The following is a 21088-nucleotide window of genomic DNA, read 5'->3' on the forward strand; positions in this document are numbered from 1 at the left end:
GTAGCGCCTGAATCCGCTCGTGGAACGTGTCGAGCGAGTGGATGTTCGCGATCCGGAGATCGGCGTCCGCGATCGCGTCGTCCATCCCGAACCCACGTTCGCGCTCGTCGCGCGCTTCGAGGCTCTCGCCGCCCGCCGCGGCCGGGGTGTCGCGCCCCCGGGCGTCGATCCGCTCGGCTCTGATTTCGAAGGGGGCCTCGATCGCCACGAGCGTGAACGCCTCACCGAACGCCGTCTCGAAACGTGTTGCCTCAACGTCGGAGCGGATGCCGTCGACCAGGACGGTGTCGGCGTCGTCGAGTGCGTCCTCGATGATCGGCAGCGAACGCTCGGCGATCGCTTCCAGTCCCCCCTCCTCACGAAGCGCACTCGCCACCTCGCCGTGGTGTGTCGCGGGATCGAGGTCACGATCGCGACACTCGCGTCGAATGACGTCGCCCATCGTCACGACGGGCACCCCCGCCTCGCGGGCGACGGTCGCGGCCTCGCTCTTGCCGCTGCCCGGCAGCCCGACGATTCCGATGACTCCCATTGAGCGCCGGTTGGCCGGAGACGGGGGTAAGCGTTCCGCACCAGACCCGACTGCTTTTCACTGACGGCGCGAATCCCCGAGCGGGGCACGTAGCTCAGTCCGGAAAGAGCGTTTGGCTTCTAACCAAACGGTCGCGGGTTCAAATCCCGTCGTGCCCGTGAGTCATCGCCGAGCGACAGCGAGGCGTGACGAACGACGGACGCGGGATTTGAATCAGGGAGTGAAACGAGCGAAGCGAGTGGAACGACCGTGGTTCAAATCCCGTCGTGCCCGTCCACCTTTTGCTGCGCTCCGCTCGCTAGCGCTCGCTCCGCTGGCAAAATCTGGACCAAAAGCCTCCTCCTTCCCTTCGGTCAGTCGTCAGCCCGCTCGCTCCCTGCGGTCGCTCGCGGTAGAATTGTTGGCGCTCTCCGCGCCGCCCCGCAACCGCACAGCACCGCCCGAGCCCTCGGTCACTCACTCCGTTCGTTCCCTCGCCCTTCATCCGCCAGGCACCGCCACCACACCGCCAGCCGCCAAACGGTTTTGTCCGCTCGCCTGCTGGTTCGAGTATGACACGCACAGTCGTTATTGCGGGCGTCGGCCCGGGCCTCGGCACGTCGATCGCCCGGAAGTTCGGGGCGGAGGGCTGCAAGATCGGGCTGTTCGCTCGCTCAGAGGAATTCGTCGAGGAGCTCGCCGACGAACTCGACGAAACAGCCGGGAACGCGCTCGCGGTGCCGACCGACATCACCGATCCGGAGGCGGTCGCAGAGGGCTTCGAGACCGTCCGTGAGGCATTCGGCCCCGTGGACGTACTCGTGAACCACGCCAGCGGCGGCGCATGGAAGGGGCTACGAGACCTCTCAGTAGAGGAGTTCGACCAGGCGCTCGCGGTCGGCGCGCGCGGTGGCTTTCTTTGCTCGCAGGAGGCCGTCGAGGACATGCTCGACGAGGACGGCGGCACGGTGATCTTCACCGGTGCGACCTCCTCAGTACGAGGCAACGACGGCGCGCTCGCGTTCTCGGCGGGCAAGTTCGCGGTCCGGGGGATGGCCGAGTCGATGGCGCGCGACCTCGGCCCCGAGGGCATCCACGTCGCCCACGTCGTCATCGACGGCGGCATCCGACCGCCCGAACGCGAGGTCCAGAGTTCGGAGGAGTACCTCGATCCCGACGCCATCGCCGAGAGCTACTGGCATCTCGTCGAGCAAGACGAGAGTGCGTGGACGCTCGAACTCGACCTGCGGCCGCACGTCGAGGGGTTCTAACGGGCGCTACTCCTCGAATCCGTCCTCGAACCGGAAGGTTCCGTCGCGCTGGACGATCTCGCCGTCGACTTCGATCCGCGAATCCTCGCCCATGTCCACGATCATGTCGACGTGCTGGGCGCTCTCGTTCTGTTCGTTCTCCTCGCCGACGTTCGCCTCGTAGGCCCGTCCGACCGCCATGTGGACGGTGTCGCCCATCTTCTCGTCGAACAGCATGTTGTAGGTGTACTCGGTGATGTCGCGGTTCATCCCGATCCCGAGCTCGCCCAGCCGGCGCGCGCCCTCGTCGGTGTCGAGGATCGACGTCAGGAGATCCTCGTTCTTCTCGGCGCTGTATTCGACCACCCTCCCGTCCTCGAAGGTCAGCCGGACGTCGGTGATCTCGCTGCCGCGGCGGTAGACCGGCTTGTCGAAGTGAACCTCTCCCTCAACGGAGTCGGGAACGGGTGCGGTGAACACCTCGCCGCCGGGGAGGTTGTTGGTGTTCGTGTCGTTGATCGTGTGGTTGCCCGCGACCGACATCCGTACATCAGTACCCTCGCCCGAGACGATCCGGACCTCCTCGGCGGGGTCGAGGATCTCGACCATCTGTGCCTGGAATCGTTCCTGTTCGTCCCAGTCCTTCAGGATGGCGTCGTAGACGAAGTTCTCGTAGGCCTCGGTGCTCATCTCGGCGAGCTGGGCGTTCGCGGGAGTCGGATACTGAGTCAGCGTCCAGCGATCGCCGAGACGCTCGTCGAGGATCGGGCTGTGGGCGCTTTCGTAGGCCGCGTTGGTCTCACTGGCGACGTCGCCGAGTTCGGTCACGTTCTGGTGGGCTCGAATGACGGCGTGGCAGTCGGCGTCCTCGATCAACGCCTGCTGGTGGCCCGGCGTCTCGAACTCGACGCCGGACTCGTCTGCCGCCTGGAGATACGCCCGGATCGCCCGGCCGCTCCGATTCGTCCGGATCGCGAGCGGGTTCGCACCCCGCTCGCCGGCGATCTCGTAGAGCGCAGTAACGAGGTCGTCGGCCGGGGGTTCGGATTTGATCACGAAGTCGTCGCCCGCCGAGAGGTCGACGGCGTCGGCGACGAGCTGGGCGTGCTCACGGATGCGGGGGTCCATACGCGAACCCCGTCTGGACCGTGCAAACCGTTTTCGGAACCCGGATTTCGACTATTGAAATTCAACCACTCGAAGGACTCGGCCGGGGCGATATCTTCGACCGAAACTGGCACGGTCGGCGCGCGGGAGCGCACGAAGTGCGCGATTCGCGCGAGAGATGAGCACCGCAGCGACCGAAGGGAGCGAGGAGCGCAGTCGGTTGGGGAGGTATGTGGCTGTCGCGGTGTGGTTGCGGTTGCGGTTGCGGTGCGGTTGTGGTTGCGGTGCGGTTGTGGTTGTGGTTCTCGTTTGAGTCAGGTCAGCGGCAGTTTTGAGAGCGATTTTCCCAGTATCCCCATCCTCGACGATCGTTATCCCTCGAAGCCGTCTTCGAACCGGAAGGTTCCGTCGCGCTGGACAACCGTGCCGTCGACTTCGATTCGCGAATCCTCGCTCATGTCCACGATCATGTCGACGTGCTGAGCGCTCTCGTTTTTCTCGGCGTCTTCGGGGACGCACTCGCCAATGGCGTCCCCGACTGCCATGTGGACGGTGTCGCCCATCTTCTCGTCGAACAGCATGTTGTACGTGAACTGATCGATGTCGCGGTTCATCCCGATCCCGAGTTCGCCCAGCCGGCGCGCACCCTCGTCGGTGTCGAGGATCGACGTCAGCAGCTCCTCGTTCTTTTCGGCGCTGTGGTCGACCACCCTCCCGCCCTCGAACCGGAGGAAGGCGTCCTCGATCTCCCGACCGCTCCGGAGGAGCGGCTTGTCGAAGCGGACTTCGCCAGCGACCGAGTCTGGTACCGGGACGGTGAACGCCTCGCCGCCGGGCATGTTCATCTCGCCGTCGTCGTTCGCGGCGTCCATCCCGTCGATCGACATCGTGATGTCGGTGGTCTCGCCCGAGACGATCCGGACCTCCTCGGCGGGATCGAGGATCTCGACCATCTGTGCCTGGAGTTCGCGCTGGGCGTCCCAGTCTTTGTTCACCGCGCGGTAGACGAACTCCTCGTAGGCTTCGGTGCTCATTTCGGCTTTCTGTGCGTTGCCAGCCGTCGGATGCTGGGTGATGACCCACTGTTTGTCGAGGCGTTCCTTGAAGATCGGTTCGTGGGCCCGGCCCCGTGCGGCGCTCATCTCGGGAGCCACGTCGCTGGTTTCGGCGGTGTTTCGCGATCCGCCGATCATGAACACGACATCGGTTTCTTCCATCTCGGCGAGCGTGTGGTCGGCGGTGCGGTACTCGTCGGGGTCCATCGCCCGGGCGTACGCCCGTCCGGCTCGCCCGCTCGACCAGTGGAGCGCGGGTCGTGCGCCGCGCTCGCCGAGGCGTTCGTAGAGCGCGACCACGAGATCCTCGGCCGCCGGCGGGGCGTGAATCAGGACGTTGTCATCGGCAGTCACGTCACAGCAGTGTTCGACGAGAACGTCAGCGTGCTCGCGGACGCGCGGATCCATACCGATCGGTCATCCACGGGTCACAAATCGATTGTGGAACGCAGAGGGTGAGTCGTCGGACATGAGCGCGACTCAGCCCACCGATCGCCTGGCTTTAGTCCGTCCCGCCCGACGAACCGACCATGACCGAGTTCAGTCCCGCAAAGTTCGAGGACAAGTACGAGCACTACTTCCCCGAACTCCAGACCGCATATCGAAACGCCTTCGAGCAGATGGGCGAGCGCTACGACTCCAATCTCGTCCACGCGATCGACCAGCAGGTGCTGAACGAGAGCGAGCCGTTCTACGACGCGGCCGACGGGAACGGCGAAACCGATGGAAACGGGGGATTCAGGATCGATCTCCCCGACGATCCCGCCAAGCGCGTTACCGGCGTGGTGGTCGACGAGGAGAAACTCGACCGCGTTCTCGCGGAGTACGTCGAGACGCTCGAAACGGAGCTCATGGCGGTTTTTGGGCTCGATGACGGGAGTCCAAAAGCCTAAGAAGACAGCCACCGTACCGTGAAACACGATCATGAGCACGGAAACACAGGGGAGCGACGACGACCTGCGCGAGGAGATCTCGAACTTCCTGCGCCGGAACTTCCCCCAGATCCAGATGCACGGCGGCAGCGCCGCGATTCAGGACCTCGACCGCGAGACCGGCGAGGTCACGGTCGCGCTCGGCGGTGCCTGCTCGGGCTGTGGGATCTCGCCGATGACGATCCAGGCGATCAAGAGCCGGATGGTCAAGGAGATCCCCGAGATCGAGCAGGTCAACGCCTCGACCGGGATGGACGGCGGCGGCGCGGGCGACGCCGGCTTCGGCGGCGGCGGGATGAGTCCATCCTTCCCCGGCGAGGGCGGCGGTGACGACGACGAAGGACCCGAAGCCCCGTTCTGAGACCGCCGAGCGCGTTCCCCGATTCGCCATCGATCGTTTTTCACGGCACGACGGAGAGCGTCGCAACCCGGCCGAGTCAGTCGTCCGCGCCTTCGCGCCGAGGGTCGACGTCGAGCCCGAACTCGTTGGCCTGGGTTCGCCAGAACTCCTCGTAGTTCTCCTCGCGTTCGTCGACCGTGCTACGACCGTCGTTGACACGATCGAGCTTGAGATCGACCTCTTCGAGCAGTCGATCGCCGATGTCGTCGGCGATGACGCCGTCGCGCATCGCGTCCTGGATCGCGCCCTTCTCGCGTTGGAGCAGTCGGCGTTCGCCGACCAGCAGCTCCTCGCGCCGGAGTTCGGGGTTCTCCCGCATCAGCTGTGAGATCGCCTCGTGGAGGTCGTCCTGCTCGCGCTCGTACTCCGCGGTGAAGTCCTCGTAGACGTTGCCCGGGATGTCCCCACGCCGGTGGAGGTTTTTGGCGGCTTCGAGCGCAGCGTCGGTCGCCCGTTCGCGGCCGCTGAGGAGTTCGTAGAGGCGTTCGTCGTCCGACTGGGTGACGATACCGAGCCGATCGAGCAGTCCCGCCATCGAGAGTCCCTGGACCACGAGGCTGAACGCGGCGACCCCGAACACCATCGCCTTCAGCTTAGTCACCAGCGGTCCCCCGAGGCCGGACGCATCCAGCCCCAGTGCGAGCGCGATCGGGATCGAGCCGTGGAGGCCGCCCCAGAGCATCACGTGCTGGTAGTTCAGGGGGACCTTCCGGTCGGTGACCTGGTTCGCGATCGCGGTGAGCGGGTAGACCGCCACGGCGCGCGCGGCCAGGACGAGCGGGATCGCGATCAGGATCGGACCCGCGTACTGGACGAGGTTCCGAACCGGCGTGGTCGCGCCGATCGCGACGAAAATGAACGTGTTGGTGATGAACGCAGCCGTTTCGAGCGTGTTGAACACCGAGAGCTTGGTCTGGGGACTCATCGCGTGCTCCGCGCCACGGTTGCCGATGAGCAGCCCCGCAACGACCGTCGCGATCACGCCCGAGACGTGGAAGTAGTGTTCGGCCAGCAGAAAGCTTCCGTAGGTCAAGATGAGGGTGAGCACGATCTCGGTCATGTGCTCGTCCAGGTTGACCATCACGCGGTAGACGGCGTAGCCGGCGACGAGCCCGACGACGAGTCCACCACCGCTCGAGATCGCGATGTCGAGCACGGTCGACCCGATCCGAGAGGGTGTCAACAGCTCCGCAGCCGGCGTGCCGGACTGCTGTGCTTCCTCGGCGAGCGCGAGCAGCGCGGTGAAGATCACGACGCCGACCCCGTCGTTCAGCAGGCTCTCACCCTCGACCAGCGTGGAGAGCCGCTCGGGCGCGCCGAGCTCCTTGAACAGCGCGAGCACGCTCACCGGATCGGTCGGCAGGATCATCGCAGCGAACAACAGCGAGATCAACAGCGGGAACCCGAACGCGAGCTGGCCGACGAACCCGAGCGCGAGCACCGAAACCACGAGGCCGGGAACGGCCATCGCGAGGATCGGGACGAGGTTCGCTCGGAACGAGTTGATATCGGTCGTCGCCGCCCCCTCGAACAGCAGCGGCGGCAGGAGCGCCAGCAGAATGAGATCGTGTGAGAGCTCGAAGGGGAACAGATCGATCCCGGTCACGGTCTGAATCACGGAGATCCCAAAGCCCGCGATCAGGAGCGCGATGGTGTAGGGAAACCGACCGACCTTCGCGACGAAGATGCCGACACCGGCGGCGATCATGAACACGATAAGCAGGTCGATCTCGGTCGTCGCGACCGTCTGTGCCAACATGGCCACGGATACTCCACATAGAATGTTAAGCGCCGTGTTTGCGGGTGCCACGTCGGTCCCGATCGAGAGAACGAACGGAGCCATCGGTGTGCTGACACCGCTCTCGTTCATCCGATGGCGACGCGCGAACGGCGTGTATTTATGCGCGGGGACGGCGACGGGTATGTATGAGCGATCGCGCGTCGAACCGGAACGTCCTGTTCGTCGTCATGGACACGGTCCGGAAGGACCACCTCTCCTGCTATGGCTACGACCGCGAGACAACGCCCGGACTCGAACGGTTCGCCGAGGAGGCCGCCGTCTTCGAGCAGGCAGTCGCGCCAGCGCCGTGGACGCTTCCCGTCCACGCCTCGATGTTCACGGGACTGTATCCCGGCGATCACGGCGCGACCCAAGAAAACCCGTATCTCGAAGACGCCACGACCCTCGCCGAGTCGCTTTCGGCCACCCACACGAGCTCGTGTTACTCCTCGAACGCGTGGATCACCCCCTACACCCACCTCACCGACGGGTTCGATCGTCAAGACAACTTCTTCGAAGTGATGCCCGGCGAGTTCCTCTCGGGGCCGCTCGCGCGGGCGTGGAAGACGATGAACGACAGCGAGCGCCTCCGGCAGGTCGCGGACTGGCTCGTCGGCGTCGGCAACGCGATCCACGAACACCTCGCGAGCGGCGGCGGCGCGGACTCGAAGACGCCCGCAGTGATCGATCAGACGATCGAGTTCATCGACGGGACCGACGAGCCGTACTTTTCGTTCGTCAATCTGATGGACGCCCACCTCCCCTACCACCCGCCCGACGAACACCGAGAAAAATTCGCCCCCGGTGTCGACTCCACCGCTGTCTGCCAGAACTCGAAGGAGTACAACGCCGGCGCGCGCGACATCGACGACGACGAGTGGGAGGCAATCGGTGGACTGTACGACGCCGAGATCCACCACGTCGACGACCAGCTCCACAGGTTATTCTCGTGGATGCGGGCGAACGGCGAGTGGGAGGACACTCTCGTAGTGGTCTGTGCCGATCACGGCGAACTCCACGGCGAACACGACCTCTACGGCCACGAGTTCGGCGTGTACGACCCGATCGTGAACGTCCCGCTCATGGTCAAACATCCCGACCTCGATCCGGGCCGGTACGACGAGCAGGTCGAACTCATCGACCTGTACCACACCGTGCTCGATCACGCCGGGGCGGAGGGGGAGGGCGTGCCGCTCGATCCCGAGCGGTCGCTGCTCGGTGAGGGGTTCCGCGACGAGCCGAACGCGTTCGTGGAGTACTACCGCCCGGTGGTCGAGCTCAACCAACTGGAGGGGAAAGCGAGCGACGCGGGGATCGACCTCCCGAAGAACTCGCGGTTTTACTCCCGGATGCGGGCGGCTCGCCGGCCTGCGGGCAAGTACATCCACAACGAGCGGATCGCGGACGAGGCCTACCGGCTCGACGAGGACCCCGGCGAGACCGAGAACGTCCGCGATACCGACGACCCCGTGATCGAAGACCTCGAAACCGCCCTCAGTGAGTTCGAGACCGACCGCGAGGCGTGGACCGATGTCGAGGACGACGCGGTGCTCTCGGGGATGGGCGACGACGCGAAGCAGCGCCTCGAAGATTTGGGATATATCGAGTGATCGAAGCGATCGGGGCGAGCGGGACTACCGCTCGGCGGTTTCCCAGGCTCGAACCAGCCCAGCGAGTGTTTGGCTTACCGGCACAGGACTACTGGCGCGGTCAACGACGGCCCCGCTGATCGCGTCGATCTCGGTCCGCCGGCCCGCACGCACGTCCTGCAGCATCGAGGAGGAGTTCGCGGCAGTGGCCCCGACGACCGCGTCGAGCGCCGCGGCGGCTTCGCCGTCCCCGAGATCGATCCCCTGCTCGCGCGCGACACGAGCGGTCTCACGGGCAGCCTCGCAGGCGATTCCGTGGAGTGGATCGGCGGCGAGCGCACCGTTTTCGACCCGTGCGAGCGCGGTCGTGGGGTTGATACCCGCGTTGACCGCGAGCTTCTTCCAGAGCCGGCGGGGCATGTCGTCGGCGACGGTGGTCTCGATCCCCGCCGCTCGGAGCGCGCGGCCGACCCGCTCGGCCCGTGCCGAGCGACCGCCGTCGGGTGTGCCGAGCGCGACCTCGCCGATCCCGGTACAGTCGATGCGGCCCGGTTCGACGAATCGCGCGCCGTAGGTGCAGGTTCCCGCGAGAACGCCGTCGAGATGCGTGGCGAGGGCTTCCTCGTTGCCGAGACCGTTCTGGAGCGAGCAGACGGTGTCGAGGTCACAGTCGGCGAGCGCGCGGGCAGCATCGTCGGTGTCGAACGCCTTGACCGTCACCAGCGCGAGGTCGGCAGCAGGAGGTGGATCAGTACGTGCGGCCGGACGGACGGTGAAATCGAACGCACCGCCGACGTGGAGGCCAGAATCGCGGACTGCCCGGATGTGAGGATCGCGTCCGACGAGAGTTACGCGGTGCTCGCGGGCGCACAGGCCGCCGACGAGGCTGCCGAGGCTGCCGGCACCGAAGACGACGATCTCCATTCGATGGAGCTAATCCTCGGTCCAGTAATAGATGTCTTCCTTCGGTGCGCCGCAGGACGGGCATTCCTCGGGGATGTCGTCGATCTTGCCGACCTCGCCACACTCCCAACATCGCCACATGAGGTCCATCTCGCCCGCGCCTGGCGTGGCACCTCGGGAGTGTTCGGTTTCGAGCGGGACGATACCCTCCTCCGCCGTCACGTAAAACCCGTCGTCGTCGAACCCGCGGATCGTTCCCAACTCCTCGCCGTGCTCGTCGTACACCGTCTGCTCGAAGCGCAGCCGCCGGCCGTCGGACGCTCTGACGTGTTCTTCACCCATGTCACTCATGCCCATAGACTTGGGCAGCAGCGGTAATAAACACTTGCGCTGGTTGTACCGACGGCTCGAAAGAACGAGTCCGCCCCGGGTGTCAGGGGGTTCGGCAGTGCTGTGCGGTTGCGGGGTGGTGCGGGCCTGGCGGATGAAGGGCGAGGGAGCGGAGCGACCGAGGGCTTCTCTACGGTGCGGTTGCGGTTTGCGGTCAGCGGTGGCAGTGCGGAAAGCGCCAGCAGTTCTACCGCGAGTGAGCGCGGAGCGCGAACAAGCGGGTGTTTTTCATGAACGTTTTTGCGAGGGGTTGAGCGCGAGCGAACGAAGTGAGCGAGCGCGAACCCCCGAAGTAAAAAGGTTCGTTTACATGAAATCGGCAATCCCGCTCTGCTTGTTCTTATCATTTTCGAAAACACTCTCCAAGGTTCGATCGAGCACTTCGAGGCGCTGTTTGGTGTAGTCGCGAGTACCGTACTCTTCGGCGACCCGAGTGGCGGTGTCGATGTACTTCTTCACCGATCCCTCGTGGACAGTCAAGTTCACGCCGCCGCCGCACTCCCGGCACTCGCCCGTGAGCGGCATCCGGCGGTACTTGGTACCGCAGTCGAGACACCGGGTCTCCTGGCGCGAGAACGCTCTGAGATTGCCGATGAGGTCGGGGAGGAAGTGGTACTCGATGATGCGCTCGGCGACGTCGGTCTCATCGACGGCGCGGAGCTTTCTGGCGAGTTCGAGCTGGGCGTCCATCTTCTCGGTCATCGCGCCCAGGGTCTTGTACGCCGACAGCGACGGCCCGAGCGCGAGGTTCGAGGTGTCGTGGGTGTGGCGAAAGCCAGTGTACTCCGTGTCGGTGCCGATACTTTCCTCGGCGATCTCGATGTCGACGCTTCCGGGATCCGCCATCTCGAGGGTCGACTCGTAGAACTCGCGGGGGTAGCGCTCGACCACGTCCATGTTGTGCGCCTCGTCGTCGATTTCGGCGGGATCGATCCGTGAGGACATCACCAGCGGCGCGTCCATCCGCCCACCCCGCTTGTCGGGCAGGTACTCCTTCGAGAAGTTCAACAGCCCGTCCATCAACAGCATGACACAATCCTCGTCGCCGTCACAATTGCGTCGCTTCGAGGCGTGAAAGTACGGATGAGCGTAGCCAACGGCGGCGCTCGTGAAGCCGACGACCCGCCCAACGACCGCCGCCGAGGTGTGGGGGGCCATCCCGAAAACGAGTTCGCCCACGAGGTCGTCGCGATCGTCGAAGTCGTAGAAAGTATCGAGGCCGTAGTATTTCTCCAAGAGGTCGTCGACGAAATCCGCCGTTCGGAGGAGATGCTCGGCCGCACCGTTCGAGAGCACGACGTCCTGAACCCGGAGTTCGACCAGCTGGTCGGCATGATGGAGCGGCTGGCCGTCGATGTCTTCGTGGTAGCCGAGCTCGCGGAACTGATCGACCGAGACGTCGAGTTCGGCAGGACGGACGCTCGTCACCGGAAGGTCGGTCATGTCGTACCTGACTGTGCCGTCCTTGAACGACGAAACGCCGTGTTTCGCGCGCAGGACGCCCTTCTCCATCGGTTCGGGCGTTTTGAGCTTCGAGGTCAACCCCTTCACGCCTTTCACCATGTCGAAGGCGCTCTCGCGCTCACCGACCGCGTCGAGCGCGTCGTGGAACTCCTCGCGGATGTCGACCGTGCGCCACTCGGTCGGGGTTGCCTCACTGCCGCAGCGCGGGCACTCGGCCCGCCCCGACTCGTCGGGTTCGACCGCGATCTCGCAGTCGCGACACTCGTAGCGCGGCTCGGTGACGCCGCCGCAGTCGGGGCATCTGGTCTCGTAGCTCTGCTCGCCGCAGTCGACGCACTCACGCCGGCCGACCTGCACCGGGACGACACCGCGCTCCCCGACGTCGTCGTGGACGTACTCGGCCGCTTTGCTCACGTCGCGCTGGTTGCCGCCGGCCTCGCCGATCGGAAACAGGGTGTGGACCGCGGGCGAGAGTTCGCGCTGCTCGGATTTTTCCGGCCGCCCCATCCGGCCACCGATCCGGGTGGGGGCGCGTTCGCGGAGCGCGAACGGTGCGACCTCGCGGGCGGCCTTCATCGCGTTCGACCACGCGCGCGCCCCCTCGGAGAGAGCGTCCCACGTCCGATCACAGTTCTCGTCGAATCCGAGGGATCGGACGAGCGCCTGGTACTCGGCGACGCGGAGTGCGTCGGCGGCCTGATTGTGCGGAACGAGTAGGTCTTCGAGCGCGTCACGGACTTCGGGCGCGGGTTCGAGCGCCAGCTCGCCGTCGACGAGTTCTCCCGCCGCGACCGCATCGGCGAGCGTTGTGAACTGCTCGACCGAGATGTCGTGCCAGCAGTAGGTGTACTCGGGGTGGAGCGGGGCGTCGAACTCGATCGCCCACTCGATCGCTTCTTCAGAGGAGGGGTGTTCGAGGTCGACCCGCGTCGAGTCCGCGAGCGCTTGGACGTTCGCGTCGGTCGCGTCGAACTCCTGGATCCACCAGTCGTGGGTGTAGGAGGCGGGTGCGAGCGGGTGATTGTTCTCGACGAACTCCCCGTAGTTGACGAGGTACTCGCCGAGATCGAGGATGGCCTCGACCCCGTTTCTGAGTTCGAGCGCGGTCTCGGGGTCGTCGATCCGGCGGACGTCGCCGTTCGCCAGTCTGACGGTGGGCCCCTCGATCGAGTCGACGGGGACGACGCCGGCGGCCTTGCCTGGCCGTTCGGTCTTCAACTGGGTGCCGGTCGCGAGGAAGTCGTCGACGAGATGCATCGTCGCCGGATGGACGCCCGCGGTCGCGAAGCCGTGGTTGCGCGCGCGGCCGTACCGCAGCCGGAACCCGCCGGCCTCGCTCGGGTGGCCGAACACCGGCCGGCCGGCGATCAGGTCCCGGAGGAACTTCGTCGAGGGCTCGGGCCTGAGCGGACCGTCGGGTTCTGAATCCTCGTCGGCAGCCGACTCCGGTTCGTCGTCGGTTTCGTCGCCGTCGTCGACTTCGTCGGGGTCTTCGGTAGCGTCGGCGTCGCCGTCGTCGGTCTTTCCGACAGTGCCGGCGATCAGGTCGTCGAGCCACGGCCAGTCCACCTCGTCGAGATCGGTCGTGTAGCGCTCGATCTTCGGGGCCTTCTGGGCGATCCCTTCAGCGAGCACGAGACACATCCCGCCGCGTGGGTTGTTCGTCCCCACCCGTTCGAGGTCGCGAAAGCCCGAGACCTCTTCCTGGCCGGTGGCCTCGCCGTCGAGCATCACCGGCGAGTTCCGGGCGATGAACTTCGTCTCGGCGTCTTTCGGGGAGTACTGGAGGCCAGTTTCGGAGCCGTAGAGGTCGACCTCCTCGGCGTAGCGTTCGACTTCCTCCTCACGGGCCTCGTATTCGGCGAGACCGAGCAGTGCGCGGGTGTAGTCCGCGACGAGTACAGAGAGCGCCTGAGCGGTCCCACCGGCCGAGCGGATCGGTCCGGCGTAGAACACCCGGACGAACTCCGAGCCGTCGGGATTTGCGGCGAGTTCGACCCGATCGATACCCTCGATCGGGGCGGCGACCACGCCCTCGGTGAGGAGCGCGACTGCGGTCCGGACCGCACCCTCGATCTTGCCGGCGTCGGTCTCGTAATCGCCGACGCGGCCCTCAGCGAAGTCCGTGGCGAGTTCGAGGGCGGCCTCCTCCCGGCTCATCTCGCCTTCGAGTTCACGCACCCGATCGGCGACGCCCTCGATCCCGAGGATGTTCTCCACGCGGTCGGCCATGTCCTTCAACGTATCGACGAACGCATCGAACTGATCCGCAGACACGAGAGCTTGCATCGCTTCGAGATGATNGATCGAGATCAGTCGTCTCGTCGTGCTCGCGTTCGAGGTGGGCGTCGAACTCCCGGAGGTATATTTCGCCGGCGAACACCGTTCCAGCGTTCAGGTGGCCCGCGATCGTCGAGCCGTCCTCGCGCGAGCAGACTGCATGAGTGTGGGCGAAACGATCACCCGAGAGCCACGAGACGTTACCGACGCAGGCCGCGACTTCGAGCGGTTCGTCGAACTCGATCGCGTCGTACTCTTTCACGTCTTGGTCGTAGAAGTAGAGTTCGGCGTCCTGCACTGCGCCGAGCCCGAAGAAAAAGCCCGCATCGACGCCAGCATCGGCAGCGAGCGCCTCGATCTCCGCGCGCCAGTCCGCGCCGTGATCCAGCCCAGCGACGAACTCGCGACCCCCGTCGAGTTCCCGGTAGTCCATATCCATGCGGTCGCGCGGCGGCGGCAAAAACCTTGACCTCGGAGGAGCCGTGGCAACGATCGATCAGCCAGCCGAGGAACTATTGTATCACGGTCGTGATCTCGATTGCGTATGGTCGATCTCGTCGTCGTCGGAGTCGGTCTCTTCGCCTCGGTGGTCGGACTCGGGGCGTGTCTCACGGGCTGGCGAAAGCGCAAACACCACCGTCTGATCACCGAAACACCGACGACCGACGTCCGGCACATCGACAGCGAAGGACCGGTCGAACTCACGGGCGAGATCGACGGAACCGCGGACGGAGATGGGTTCGTCTCTCCCATCGGACGAGCGGACGACACCGTCCTCGCCGCATGGGAAGTCGAGGAGTGGAACGAGAGCGGAGACCGCAGCAACTGGCGGACGGTTGGCTCGGGAATCGACTCGACGCCGTTTCGGCTCAGCGATGGGACCGATCAGGTTCGAGTAGCGATCGAAGATCGGGACGACGATGTGATCCGAGAGTGGGAGGAGTTCCCCGTCGTCGAGAACGTCGGTGTGGACGACGAACCGCCCGAGCATATCGAGACGTTCGAGCGCGAGCACGATCTCCCCGAGCAGTCCGGGTCGATCACCAACGTCGTCGACGTCGGCAAGGCCCACGGCGACCGTCGCTACTCGGAGCAAGCGCTCGGCCCGGGCGACGGGATCTACCTGCTCGGCCACGCACGAGCCGCCGAGGGCGCGACCACACCGCTCCATCCGGACGAGGCGGTCGTGACACCGGTCGACGACGGAACGTTCATCGTTTCCGACCTCGCCGAGGATGCGCTGACCGACCGACTCAGCACCAGCTACCGACTCTGGCTTGCCGGCGGCGCGATCGCGGTCCTTCTCGGTATCGGCGTGGTCGTCAGCGAGACGACACCGTTGTTGTAAGCAGTCGGATACCGGGGGTGTCACCCCTCCTGATTCCGTCCCGCACCATCCAACTCCGGCTCGAACAACTCCTCAATTCGGCAATCGAAGTGAGCGGCGAGCTTGAACGCCAGTTCGATCGAGGGGTCGTACCGGTCGCGTTCGATGGCGTTGATCGTCTGTCGGGTGACGTCGACCGCCGCCGCGAGATCGGCCTGGCTCGACCCGTCCGTTTCCCGCCGCTGGCGGAGGTCGTTTTTCATCCGCGATACCGGAGGATGGCGTAGATACTGCCCCACAGCAGGTAAAGCCCACTGAATGCGGAGATAGCGCCCCAGAGGAACGGCGAGATGGCGTAGTGCCTGGTCGCATCGAACAGGTACAGACCGATCACCACCGGGAGGCCGACCATCGCGACCAGCGTCACGAGCGCGCCGCTGGCGCGTTCGTGAAGCCGTTGCTGGCGTTCGTCCGCCAGTCTGACCGGGCTTGCGAACCGCAGATACAGCAGTGCCGCGACCCCGGAGAGGCCAGTGGCCGAGTACACGACGAGCCCCACGACGTGCCGGTCGAGGGCCATGCCAACGAAGAGACTCAGAACCCCCACTGCGAACACCGCGACGACGATTCGATTGTACCGCTGTCCCCTCTGGATCGGTGGTGTCTCTGTCATGGTCGTTGCGTAAAGCGGAGTTCCGTAAAGCTCGCCATACAGTAAAGCGTGCTTTACATATCTGCATGAAGCTGTCGCTAAGAACGGTACGGACGGTACAAATCAACGAAAGGCAGGATGGTTCGGTGAACCGACAGGTGGCGAGAAGTTCGCTGCGTTAGGGCGTCGGCGGGTCGTCGTAGGCGTCGTGATCGGTGTAGAAGTTCAGCATCGCGTATTTGAGTTTCCCGGGGGCAACGTCGACGAGTTCGGCGCGCTCCTCGTCCGGGAACGTCCCGCGCACGCTGTACTTCCCCATCTCCTCGTGGCCGCGCTGGGTGTAGCGCGCATCGAGCAGTGCGCGGACGCCGATCTCCTCGGGCGAGCGCAGCACCCGGCCGAGTGCCTGACGCGTCTTCCGGATCGTGGGGATCTCGACGGCATACTCCCAGCCCGAGCTGTCCTCGAACGCGGCGTCGTAGGCGTCCTCGACCGCTTCGAGTCGGTCGTCGAGATGCGGGTAGGGCACCCCGACCACGAGGACCGTATGGGCGTCGTCGCCGTCGAAGCTCACACCCTCAGTGAGCGTGCCCCACAGCGAGGTAAAGAGCGCGCCGTTGCCGTCCGCCGCGAACCGCTCGCGGAGCGATTCGACCGACTCGCCTGGTTCGTCGAGATACGTCGACGCTGCGGTTCCGGCAGCGATTCGATCGTGATACCGCTCGGCCTCGGCGTAGCTCGGGAAAAAGAGGAGCGTGTTGCCAGGCGTGAAGCGAATGGCGTCATCCACCGTGCCGGCGACCGACTCCTGGACCCCGGGATCGTCGCGCTCGCTCGCGAACAGCGCTGGCGTATCGACCGCGAACGTCCGGCGGTTGGCTTCAGGAAACGTGAGCCCGTACGCCATCGTTACCGGGTCGTCGAGGCCGAGCACGTCTTCGAGGACCCCGAACGGACGGAGCGTCGCGCTCATCAGCACGCTCGCGTGGAGGCTCGAAAAGAGCGGTTCGGTCACGTCACGCGGGATCGACGCGAACGATTCCGCACGGCCGTAGACGCCATCGGGCCCCTCGCGCACCGACACCACGGGATGCCGCCCTCCAGAGGCACCGTCGGACTGACTTCGCTCGCCCGACGAGGATCGCGCGCCCTCGGCGCGCTCACTCCCGTCGGCGAGCCACGACTCGACGAACCGCAGGGTTTGGAGTGTCTGGCACTCCTTTCGGACCTGGGTCTCGCCGTTGCGGTACGCCCGGTCGTACTCCCGGTCGAGCGCCGCCCCGAGCGCGAGTCCGGCCTCCACGTCGCTTTCGATCCCCTGGCCGGTGTAGGCGTCGAGAAAGGCGAGCGTGAGATCGTCGCGGCCCTCGGAGTTGGCGATCGCGAGGTCCTCCCAGTCCTCGCCGACGCGTTCCGCACCGCCAAAGCCTAGTTTCTCGTCGTAGGTCGCGACGAGCGCGCGCCGGAACGCCTCGACGACGTTTTTCGCCTGGTCCGCTCGCGGATCGCCCGCGTCGTCAAGCTCGGCGAGCGCGGAATCGAGCGTGGTCTCGGTCAGCGTACGAGTAGCGTGTTCGCGTGCCGCGCTCTCGACGTTGTGGGCCTCGTCGAACACGGTGATGACGTCCTCGGGATCGCGGCCGAGCCACCGGAAGAACTGTTCGCGGATCGCGGGATCGAGCAGGTGGTGGTAGTTACAGACCACGAGATCCATCGCCTCCATCCCCTCCTTGAGGAGTTCGTACCCACAGAGATCCTCCTGCTCGGCGTACTCGTAGATCTCCTCCGGAGTGCGGACGTCACTCCCGAGCCACGCGTAGAAGGCGTCGGTGTCGGCGGTGAGGTTGTTGTAGTAGTGCTCGCAGATCGACTCCCCCTGGAGATCGTCGACCTCGCTCTCGACGTGCTCCAGTTCGTCCATCACCGTGCTTCGCGCCTCGGTGGCGTCGCCGTCGCCCGACTGGCTCGCCGCGAGGAGGTCGTCCTCGCGGGCTTCGAGCTCCGCGAGATCTTCCTCGGCGTCGACGAGCTCTTTCGTGCTGTCCCGGAGCACCTGGCACTCCTCGTAGTCGACGTCGATGTGACACATCGCGGCCTTGCCCTTGAACACCGCGGCCTTGAGGGGTTCGTGGTCGTTGATCGCGCGGGCGTCGGCGACGAACTGGCGCATCTGCTGGTGGACGTTGGTGGTGATGACCACCGTCTTGTCGTGCTCGCGGGCGAATTCGAGGGCAGGCACGAGCGCCGAGAGGGTTTTGCCGGTTCCGCAGGCCCCCTCGAAGAGGACGTCGCGTTCGTCGCCGAGCGCGTCGTGGATGCGTTCGATCGCCGCGTCCTGGTTCTCGTAGGGGGACTCGTACGGGAAGAATCGCAGCGAGGGAGACGAGTCGGCGGCCACAGTAGTCGGTTTTCCGGCGCGTTCGGACAAAAGGGTTCGTGTGGCGCGGCGGAAGTGGTCGGGTCGAACGGCGTTCGCGGTCCTCGATCAGACCTCGGGTTCGATATAGACCTTCCGCACCTGGGGTTGGGTCTCCATCAGGGCGTTCTCGATCTCGGTGATGGAGTCGTCGATGGCCTCGGTTTCGAGGTTCGCGTCGAGCGCGACGTCAGCGGTCACGAGGAGCTGTTCGGGGCCGAAGTACACCGTTCGAAAGTCGACGATTTCGTCGACGCCGTCCCAGCCGACAATCAGTTCACGGAGCTTGCGCTCCTCGTCGGCCGGCAGACTCTCGCCGAGCAGGAGGCGCTTGTTCTCCCACGCGAGCGCGATCGCAAACCCCATCAGCATGAGTCCGATCAGGAGCGCGGCCACCGCGTCGTAGAGCGGATTGCCGGTTGTGCGCGAAAGGAACACCCCGAACAGCGCGATTCCCGCACCGGCCATGGCGATGGTGTCCTCGGTCAGCGCCGTCAGCGTGGTCACGTCGCTCGTCTTCCTGAACGCCTCGCGGTACCCGCTCCAGCCGTGTTCGTCGATCTGGCGAGTCATCTCGTCGTTGGCCTTCTTGAGCGCGTACCCCTCGAAGAGGATCGCGCCGATGAGCACCACGTAGTTGACCCAGACGCCGGGAAACGAGCCGATCACGGGGAGCGACGCCTGCCCCACCTCCGCGGCGTGGGGGTTCACGATGGCGTTGTAGCCGTGTTTCGCGCTCTCCCAGCCCGCGATCCCGAAGAGGAGGACGCTCACGAGGAAACTGTAGAAGAACTGTGCCTTGCCGTAGCCAAAGGGGTGGTCGCGGCTGGCCTCCTTGCCACCGTACCGGATCCCGATGAGGAGGAAGATCTGATTGCCCGTATCGGAGATCGAGTGGTAGGTTTCGGAAAGCATCGCCGCGCTCCCGGTGAGGAGAAAGCCGGCGAACTTGAGGATCGCGATCGCGCCGTTGGCGATCAGGGCAGCGATCACGACGGACCTGTTGCTTGCCATTGCACGGTCTGCACGCGCATCGCACAAAGGTTCTTTCGCAACGGACAGACGGGCGACGCGTTGGCCAGCCGCGTTATTCGGCGCAGAGATCGACGAAGTTCCGCAAAATCTGCAGCCCGGTCTCGCCGCTCTTCTCGGGGTGGAACTGCGTGCCGAACACGGTACCCGAGTCGTTGGCCACAACCGACGGGAAGTCGACGCCGTACTCCGTGCGGGCGACGACCGCGCTCTCGTCGTCGGGCTCGGCGTAGTAGGAGTGAACGAAGTAGGCGTACTCTCCATCGACGGAACCGCCGGCGGCGGTTCCGTCTGTCCGTGGCGTCTTCGACGCCACGCTATCCACCCCTTCGACGAGCGGGTGGTCGCGCTCGATCGCGAGCTCGTTCCAGCCCATGTGGGGGACTTTCAGATCGCCCTCGAACCGGACGTTCCGGCCGGGGATCAGATCGAGCCCCTCGACGTCGCCTTCACCCGCGCGTTCGGCCTCCTCACTCGTGGTGAGGAGCATCTGCATCCCGAGACAGATGCCGAACACCGGCGTCCCTGCGTCGGCAGCGTCGAGCAGTGCCTCCCGATAGGGGCCGGCGTTCTCGACGCCTTCCCGAAACGCGCCGACGCCCGGCAGCACGATCCCGTCCGCGGCCGCGAACGCGTCTGGATCGTCGGTGATCTCCACGTCGGCCCCCGCGCGTTCGAGGCCGCGGGTCGCGCTCCGGAGGTTGCCGAGGCCGTAGTCGACCACGACCACCGACGCCGTGGTCCGCTGGGTCTGCGTTTCGCTCATGTCGGCGCGTACCAAGGGACGGGCTAAGTCGCTTTCCGTCGCGGCGGCGTCGACGACCGGCTGCAACCATCGCCCGCAAGGACTATGATCCCGTCAACTGTTGATCCCTTTGTGGTTTACGAGACTGGAAACGCGACGATCGACGACGCGGTGGGGCGTGTTCTCGACGGCGAGCGCCTCGACCGGACGGACGGCGTGGCGCTGCTCGCCCAGCCGGTCGACGAACTCGCCGCCGCCGCCGACTTCGTTCGAGCGGAGTTCGGCGACGGCACGGTCGACGCGTGCTCGATCGTGAACGCGAAGGCGGGCGACTGCGCCGAAGACTGTGGCTTCTGCGCGCAGTCGACCCACTTCGACACCGGGATCGACACCTACGGCTTCCTCGACCCAGAGGAGGTCCTCGAAGCCGCCAACCGCGCCGAACGCGACGGCGCACAGCGCTTCGGGATCGTGGTGGCGGAGAAGGGCGTCTCGAAGGAACGCCGCCCCGAGGAGTGGGACGACGTGATTCGGGCCATCCGGCTCGTGCGCGACGAGACCGCGGTGGAGGTCGACGCCTCGCTCGGCCTCCTCACCGAGGAGGAGGCCGCGATCCTCGTCGAAGAGGGACTCAATCACTACAACCACAACATCGAGACCTCGCGCCGGTACTTCGACGAGATCGTGAATACTCACGACTTCGAGGATCGGCTGCACACCCTCCGGGTCGCCAAGGAGGCCGGGATGGACCTGTGTGCCGGCGTGATTCTCGGAATGGGCGAGACGTCCACGGATCGAGTCGAGGCCGCGATCGAGTTGCAGGAGATCGGGGTGTCCTCACTCCCGGTGAACGTCCTGAACCCCGTCGAAGGGACGCCGCTCGGCGACGCCGACCACGCCGACATCTCGACGGCGGAGCTGATCGAGACGATCGCGATTTACCGGCTGCTCCACCCCGAGGCGCGGGTCCGACTGACCGGTGGGCGCGAGGTCAACCTCAGAGAGGACGAGCAGCACCTCCCGTTCGAGGCGGGTGCGGACGGCGTGCTCACGGGCGACTATCTCACGACCGCTGGCCAGTCGCCAGGCGAAGACATCGAGACGATCGAGCGCGCCGGACTGGAGCCGAACATGGAAGCGAACGAGTTCGACCCCGCCGACGTGAAGGCTCGCGGACGGGACGATTCTCCGGTGGAGACCGCGGCGGGGACGGCCACGAGCAACGCGAGCGACGACTGACGATGGCACACGAACA

The 21088-nt window shown here is 65.6% G+C and carries 18 protein-coding genes, 1 tRNA gene and 1 pseudogene; 7 read left to right on the forward strand and 13 right to left on the reverse strand.

From position 1 onward, the window contains the following. Positions 1–532 (reverse strand): AAA family ATPase (locus C450_RS03000; RefSeq protein WP_005039846.1); only part of this gene is annotated, 532 nt, incomplete at its 3' end. 83 nt (positions 533–615) lie between these two features. Between C450_RS03000 and C450_RS03005 the strand changes: the two genes are divergently transcribed. Both C450_RS03005 and C450_RS03010 read left to right on the forward strand, forming a co-directional pair. Beyond that, positions 616–690 (forward strand) — tRNA-Arg (locus tag C450_RS03005). Positions 691–1083: 393 nt separating this feature from the next. Beyond that, positions 1084–1782, forward strand: coding sequence for an SDR family NAD(P)-dependent oxidoreductase (locus C450_RS03010; RefSeq protein WP_005039848.1), 699 nt, complete (start codon positions 1084–1086; stop codon positions 1780–1782). 6 nt (positions 1783–1788) lie between these two features. Here the strand turns inward: C450_RS03010 and C450_RS03015 are convergent, their stop codons facing one another. Both C450_RS03015 and C450_RS03020 read right to left on the reverse strand, forming a co-directional pair. After that, positions 1789–2889 (reverse strand): aminopeptidase, encoded by a 1101-nt coding sequence (locus C450_RS03015; protein ID WP_005039850.1) that lies wholly within the window; start codon positions 2887–2889, stop codon positions 1789–1791. A gap of 350 nt (positions 2890–3239) precedes the next feature. Then, positions 3240–4331 (reverse strand): aminopeptidase, encoded by a 1092-nt coding sequence (locus tag C450_RS03020; RefSeq protein WP_005039852.1) that lies wholly within the window; start codon positions 4329–4331, stop codon positions 3240–3242. A 122-nt stretch (positions 4332–4453) separates the two neighbouring features. On the opposite strand from C450_RS03020, the gene C450_RS03025 reads away from it, so the two are divergent. Both C450_RS03025 and C450_RS03030 read left to right on the forward strand, forming a co-directional pair. Beyond that, positions 4454–4816, forward strand: a complete 363-nt coding sequence (locus tag C450_RS03025) for a DUF5783 family protein (protein WP_005039854.1) — start codon at positions 4454–4456, stop codon at positions 4814–4816. Between the two features lie 31 nt (positions 4817–4847). After that, positions 4848–5216, forward strand: coding sequence for a NifU family protein (locus C450_RS03030; protein WP_005039857.1), 369 nt, complete (start codon positions 4848–4850; stop codon positions 5214–5216). Between the two features lie 76 nt (positions 5217–5292). Here the strand turns inward: C450_RS03030 and C450_RS03035 are convergent, their stop codons facing one another. Then, positions 5293–7014: a cation:proton antiporter gene (locus C450_RS03035; RefSeq protein WP_049909812.1), complete on the reverse strand. Its 1722-nt coding sequence runs from the start codon at positions 7012–7014 to the stop codon at positions 5293–5295. A 167-nt stretch (positions 7015–7181) separates the two neighbouring features. Here C450_RS03035 and C450_RS03040 point away from each other — a divergent pair, with 167 nt between their 5' ends. Continuing rightward, entirely contained in the window at positions 7182–8645 is a 1464-nt protein-coding gene (locus C450_RS03040) for a sulfatase (RefSeq protein ID WP_005039861.1), read from the forward strand. A gap of 24 nt (positions 8646–8669) precedes the next feature. Here C450_RS03040 and C450_RS03045 read toward each other — a convergent pair whose 3' ends face one another. The 4 genes and pseudogenes from C450_RS03045 to C450_RS21250 all read right to left on the reverse strand — a co-directional run. Beyond that, a complete protein-coding gene (locus C450_RS03045) occupies positions 8670–9548 on the reverse strand; it encodes a ketopantoate reductase family protein (protein WP_005039865.1) in 879 nt (292 codons plus the stop codon). Positions 9549–9557: 9 nt separating this feature from the next. Beyond that, positions 9558–9878, reverse strand: a complete 321-nt coding sequence (locus C450_RS03050) for a DUF7130 family rubredoxin-like protein (protein WP_049909813.1) — start codon at positions 9876–9878, stop codon at positions 9558–9560. A 345-nt stretch (positions 9879–10223) separates the two neighbouring features. Then, positions 10224–13670: a DNA polymerase II large subunit gene (locus C450_RS03055; protein ID WP_049909804.1), complete on the reverse strand. Its 3447-nt coding sequence runs from the start codon at positions 13668–13670 to the stop codon at positions 10224–10226. 16 nt (positions 13671–13686) lie between these two features. After that, positions 13687–14094, reverse strand: a pseudogene (locus C450_RS21250) (PPC domain-containing DNA-binding protein); the annotation flags it as partial. A gap of 111 nt (positions 14095–14205) precedes the next feature. Between C450_RS21250 and C450_RS03060 the strand changes: the two are divergent. Continuing rightward, positions 14206–15009, forward strand: a complete 804-nt coding sequence (locus C450_RS03060) for a GIDE domain-containing protein (protein WP_005039875.1) — start codon at positions 14206–14208, stop codon at positions 15007–15009. 20 nt (positions 15010–15029) lie between these two features. Here C450_RS03060 and C450_RS03065 read toward each other — a convergent pair whose 3' ends face one another. The 5 genes from C450_RS03065 to hisH all read right to left on the reverse strand — a co-directional run bounded on the left by C450_RS03065 (position 15030) and on the right by hisH (position 19854). Beyond that, entirely contained in the window at positions 15030–15251 is a 222-nt protein-coding gene (locus tag C450_RS03065; RefSeq protein ID WP_005039877.1) for a helix-turn-helix transcriptional regulator, read from the reverse strand. Further along, entirely contained in the window at positions 15248–15661 is a 414-nt protein-coding gene (locus C450_RS03070; protein WP_005039880.1) for a hypothetical protein, read from the reverse strand. The genes C450_RS03065 and C450_RS03070 overlap by 4 nt, the downstream gene beginning before the upstream one ends. Positions 15662–15818: 157 nt before the next feature. After that, on the reverse strand, positions 15819–18038 hold the full coding sequence (locus C450_RS03075; RefSeq protein WP_005039883.1) for an ATP-dependent DNA helicase: 2220 nt from the start codon (positions 18036–18038) through the stop codon (positions 15819–15821). Positions 18039–18125: 87 nt separating this feature from the next. Next, complete coding sequence (locus tag C450_RS03080; RefSeq protein ID WP_005039885.1) at positions 18126–19070, reverse strand: cation diffusion facilitator family transporter; 945 nt, start codon at positions 19068–19070, stop codon at positions 18126–18128. A gap of 73 nt (positions 19071–19143) precedes the next feature. Further along, the gene (gene hisH, locus C450_RS03085) at positions 19144–19854 is read right to left on the reverse strand and encodes an imidazole glycerol phosphate synthase subunit HisH (RefSeq protein ID WP_049909805.1); all 711 of its coding nucleotides are present in this window, start codon (positions 19852–19854) and stop codon (positions 19144–19146) included. A gap of 111 nt (positions 19855–19965) precedes the next feature. Here hisH and bioB point away from each other — a divergent pair, with 111 nt between their 5' ends. After that, positions 19966–21072, forward strand: a complete 1107-nt coding sequence (gene bioB, locus C450_RS03090) for a biotin synthase BioB (RefSeq protein ID WP_005039890.1) — start codon at positions 19966–19968, stop codon at positions 21070–21072. The last annotated feature ends 16 nt before the right edge of the window (positions 21073–21088 follow it).

This window comes from Halococcus salifodinae DSM 8989 (assembly GCF_000336935.1).
GTDB lineage: Archaea > Halobacteriota > Halobacteria > Halobacteriales > Halococcaceae > Halococcus > Halococcus salifodinae.

What these genes read in the sequence shown, in the direction of transcription:
- C450_RS03070 (WP_005039880.1), bottom strand. Translation starts at nt 15,661, where the DNA reads ATGACAGAGACACCACCGATCCAGAGGGGACAGCGGTACAATCGAATC.
- C450_RS03035 (WP_049909812.1), bottom strand. Translation starts at nt 7,014, where the DNA reads ATGTTGGCACAGACGGTCGCGACGACCGAGATCGACCTGCTTATCGTG.
- C450_RS03060 (WP_005039875.1), top strand. Translation starts at nt 14,206, where the DNA reads ATGGTCGATCTCGTCGTCGTCGGAGTCGGTCTCTTCGCCTCGGTGGTC.
- C450_RS03025 (WP_005039854.1), top strand. Translation starts at nt 4,454, where the DNA reads ATGACCGAGTTCAGTCCCGCAAAGTTCGAGGACAAGTACGAGCACTAC.
- C450_RS03065 (WP_005039877.1), bottom strand. Translation starts at nt 15,251, where the DNA reads ATGAAAAACGACCTCCGCCAGCGGCGGGAAACGGACGGGTCGAGCCAG.
- C450_RS03050 (WP_049909813.1), bottom strand. Translation starts at nt 9,878, where the DNA reads ATGAGTGACATGGGTGAAGAACACGTCAGAGCGTCCGACGGCCGGCGG.
- C450_RS03055 (WP_049909804.1), bottom strand. Translation starts at nt 13,670, where the DNA reads ATGCAAGCTCTCGTGTCTGCGGATCAGTTCGATGCGTTCGTCGATACG.
- C450_RS03015 (WP_005039850.1), bottom strand. Translation starts at nt 2,889, where the DNA reads ATGGACCCCCGCATCCGTGAGCACGCCCAGCTCGTCGCCGACGCCGTC.
- C450_RS03045 (WP_005039865.1), bottom strand. Translation starts at nt 9,548, where the DNA reads ATGGAGATCGTCGTCTTCGGTGCCGGCAGCCTCGGCAGCCTCGTCGGC.
- C450_RS03080 (WP_005039885.1), bottom strand. Translation starts at nt 19,070, where the DNA reads ATGGCAAGCAACAGGTCCGTCGTGATCGCTGCCCTGATCGCCAACGGC.
- C450_RS03010 (WP_005039848.1), top strand. Translation starts at nt 1,084, where the DNA reads ATGACACGCACAGTCGTTATTGCGGGCGTCGGCCCGGGCCTCGGCACG.
- hisH (WP_049909805.1), bottom strand. Translation starts at nt 19,854, where the DNA reads ATGAGCGAAACGCAGACCCAGCGGACCACGGCGTCGGTGGTCGTGGTC.
- C450_RS03020 (WP_005039852.1), bottom strand. Translation starts at nt 4,331, where the DNA reads ATGGATCCGCGCGTCCGCGAGCACGCTGACGTTCTCGTCGAACACTGC.
- C450_RS03040 (WP_005039861.1), top strand. Translation starts at nt 7,182, where the DNA reads ATGAGCGATCGCGCGTCGAACCGGAACGTCCTGTTCGTCGTCATGGAC.
- C450_RS03030 (WP_005039857.1), top strand. Translation starts at nt 4,848, where the DNA reads ATGAGCACGGAAACACAGGGGAGCGACGACGACCTGCGCGAGGAGATC.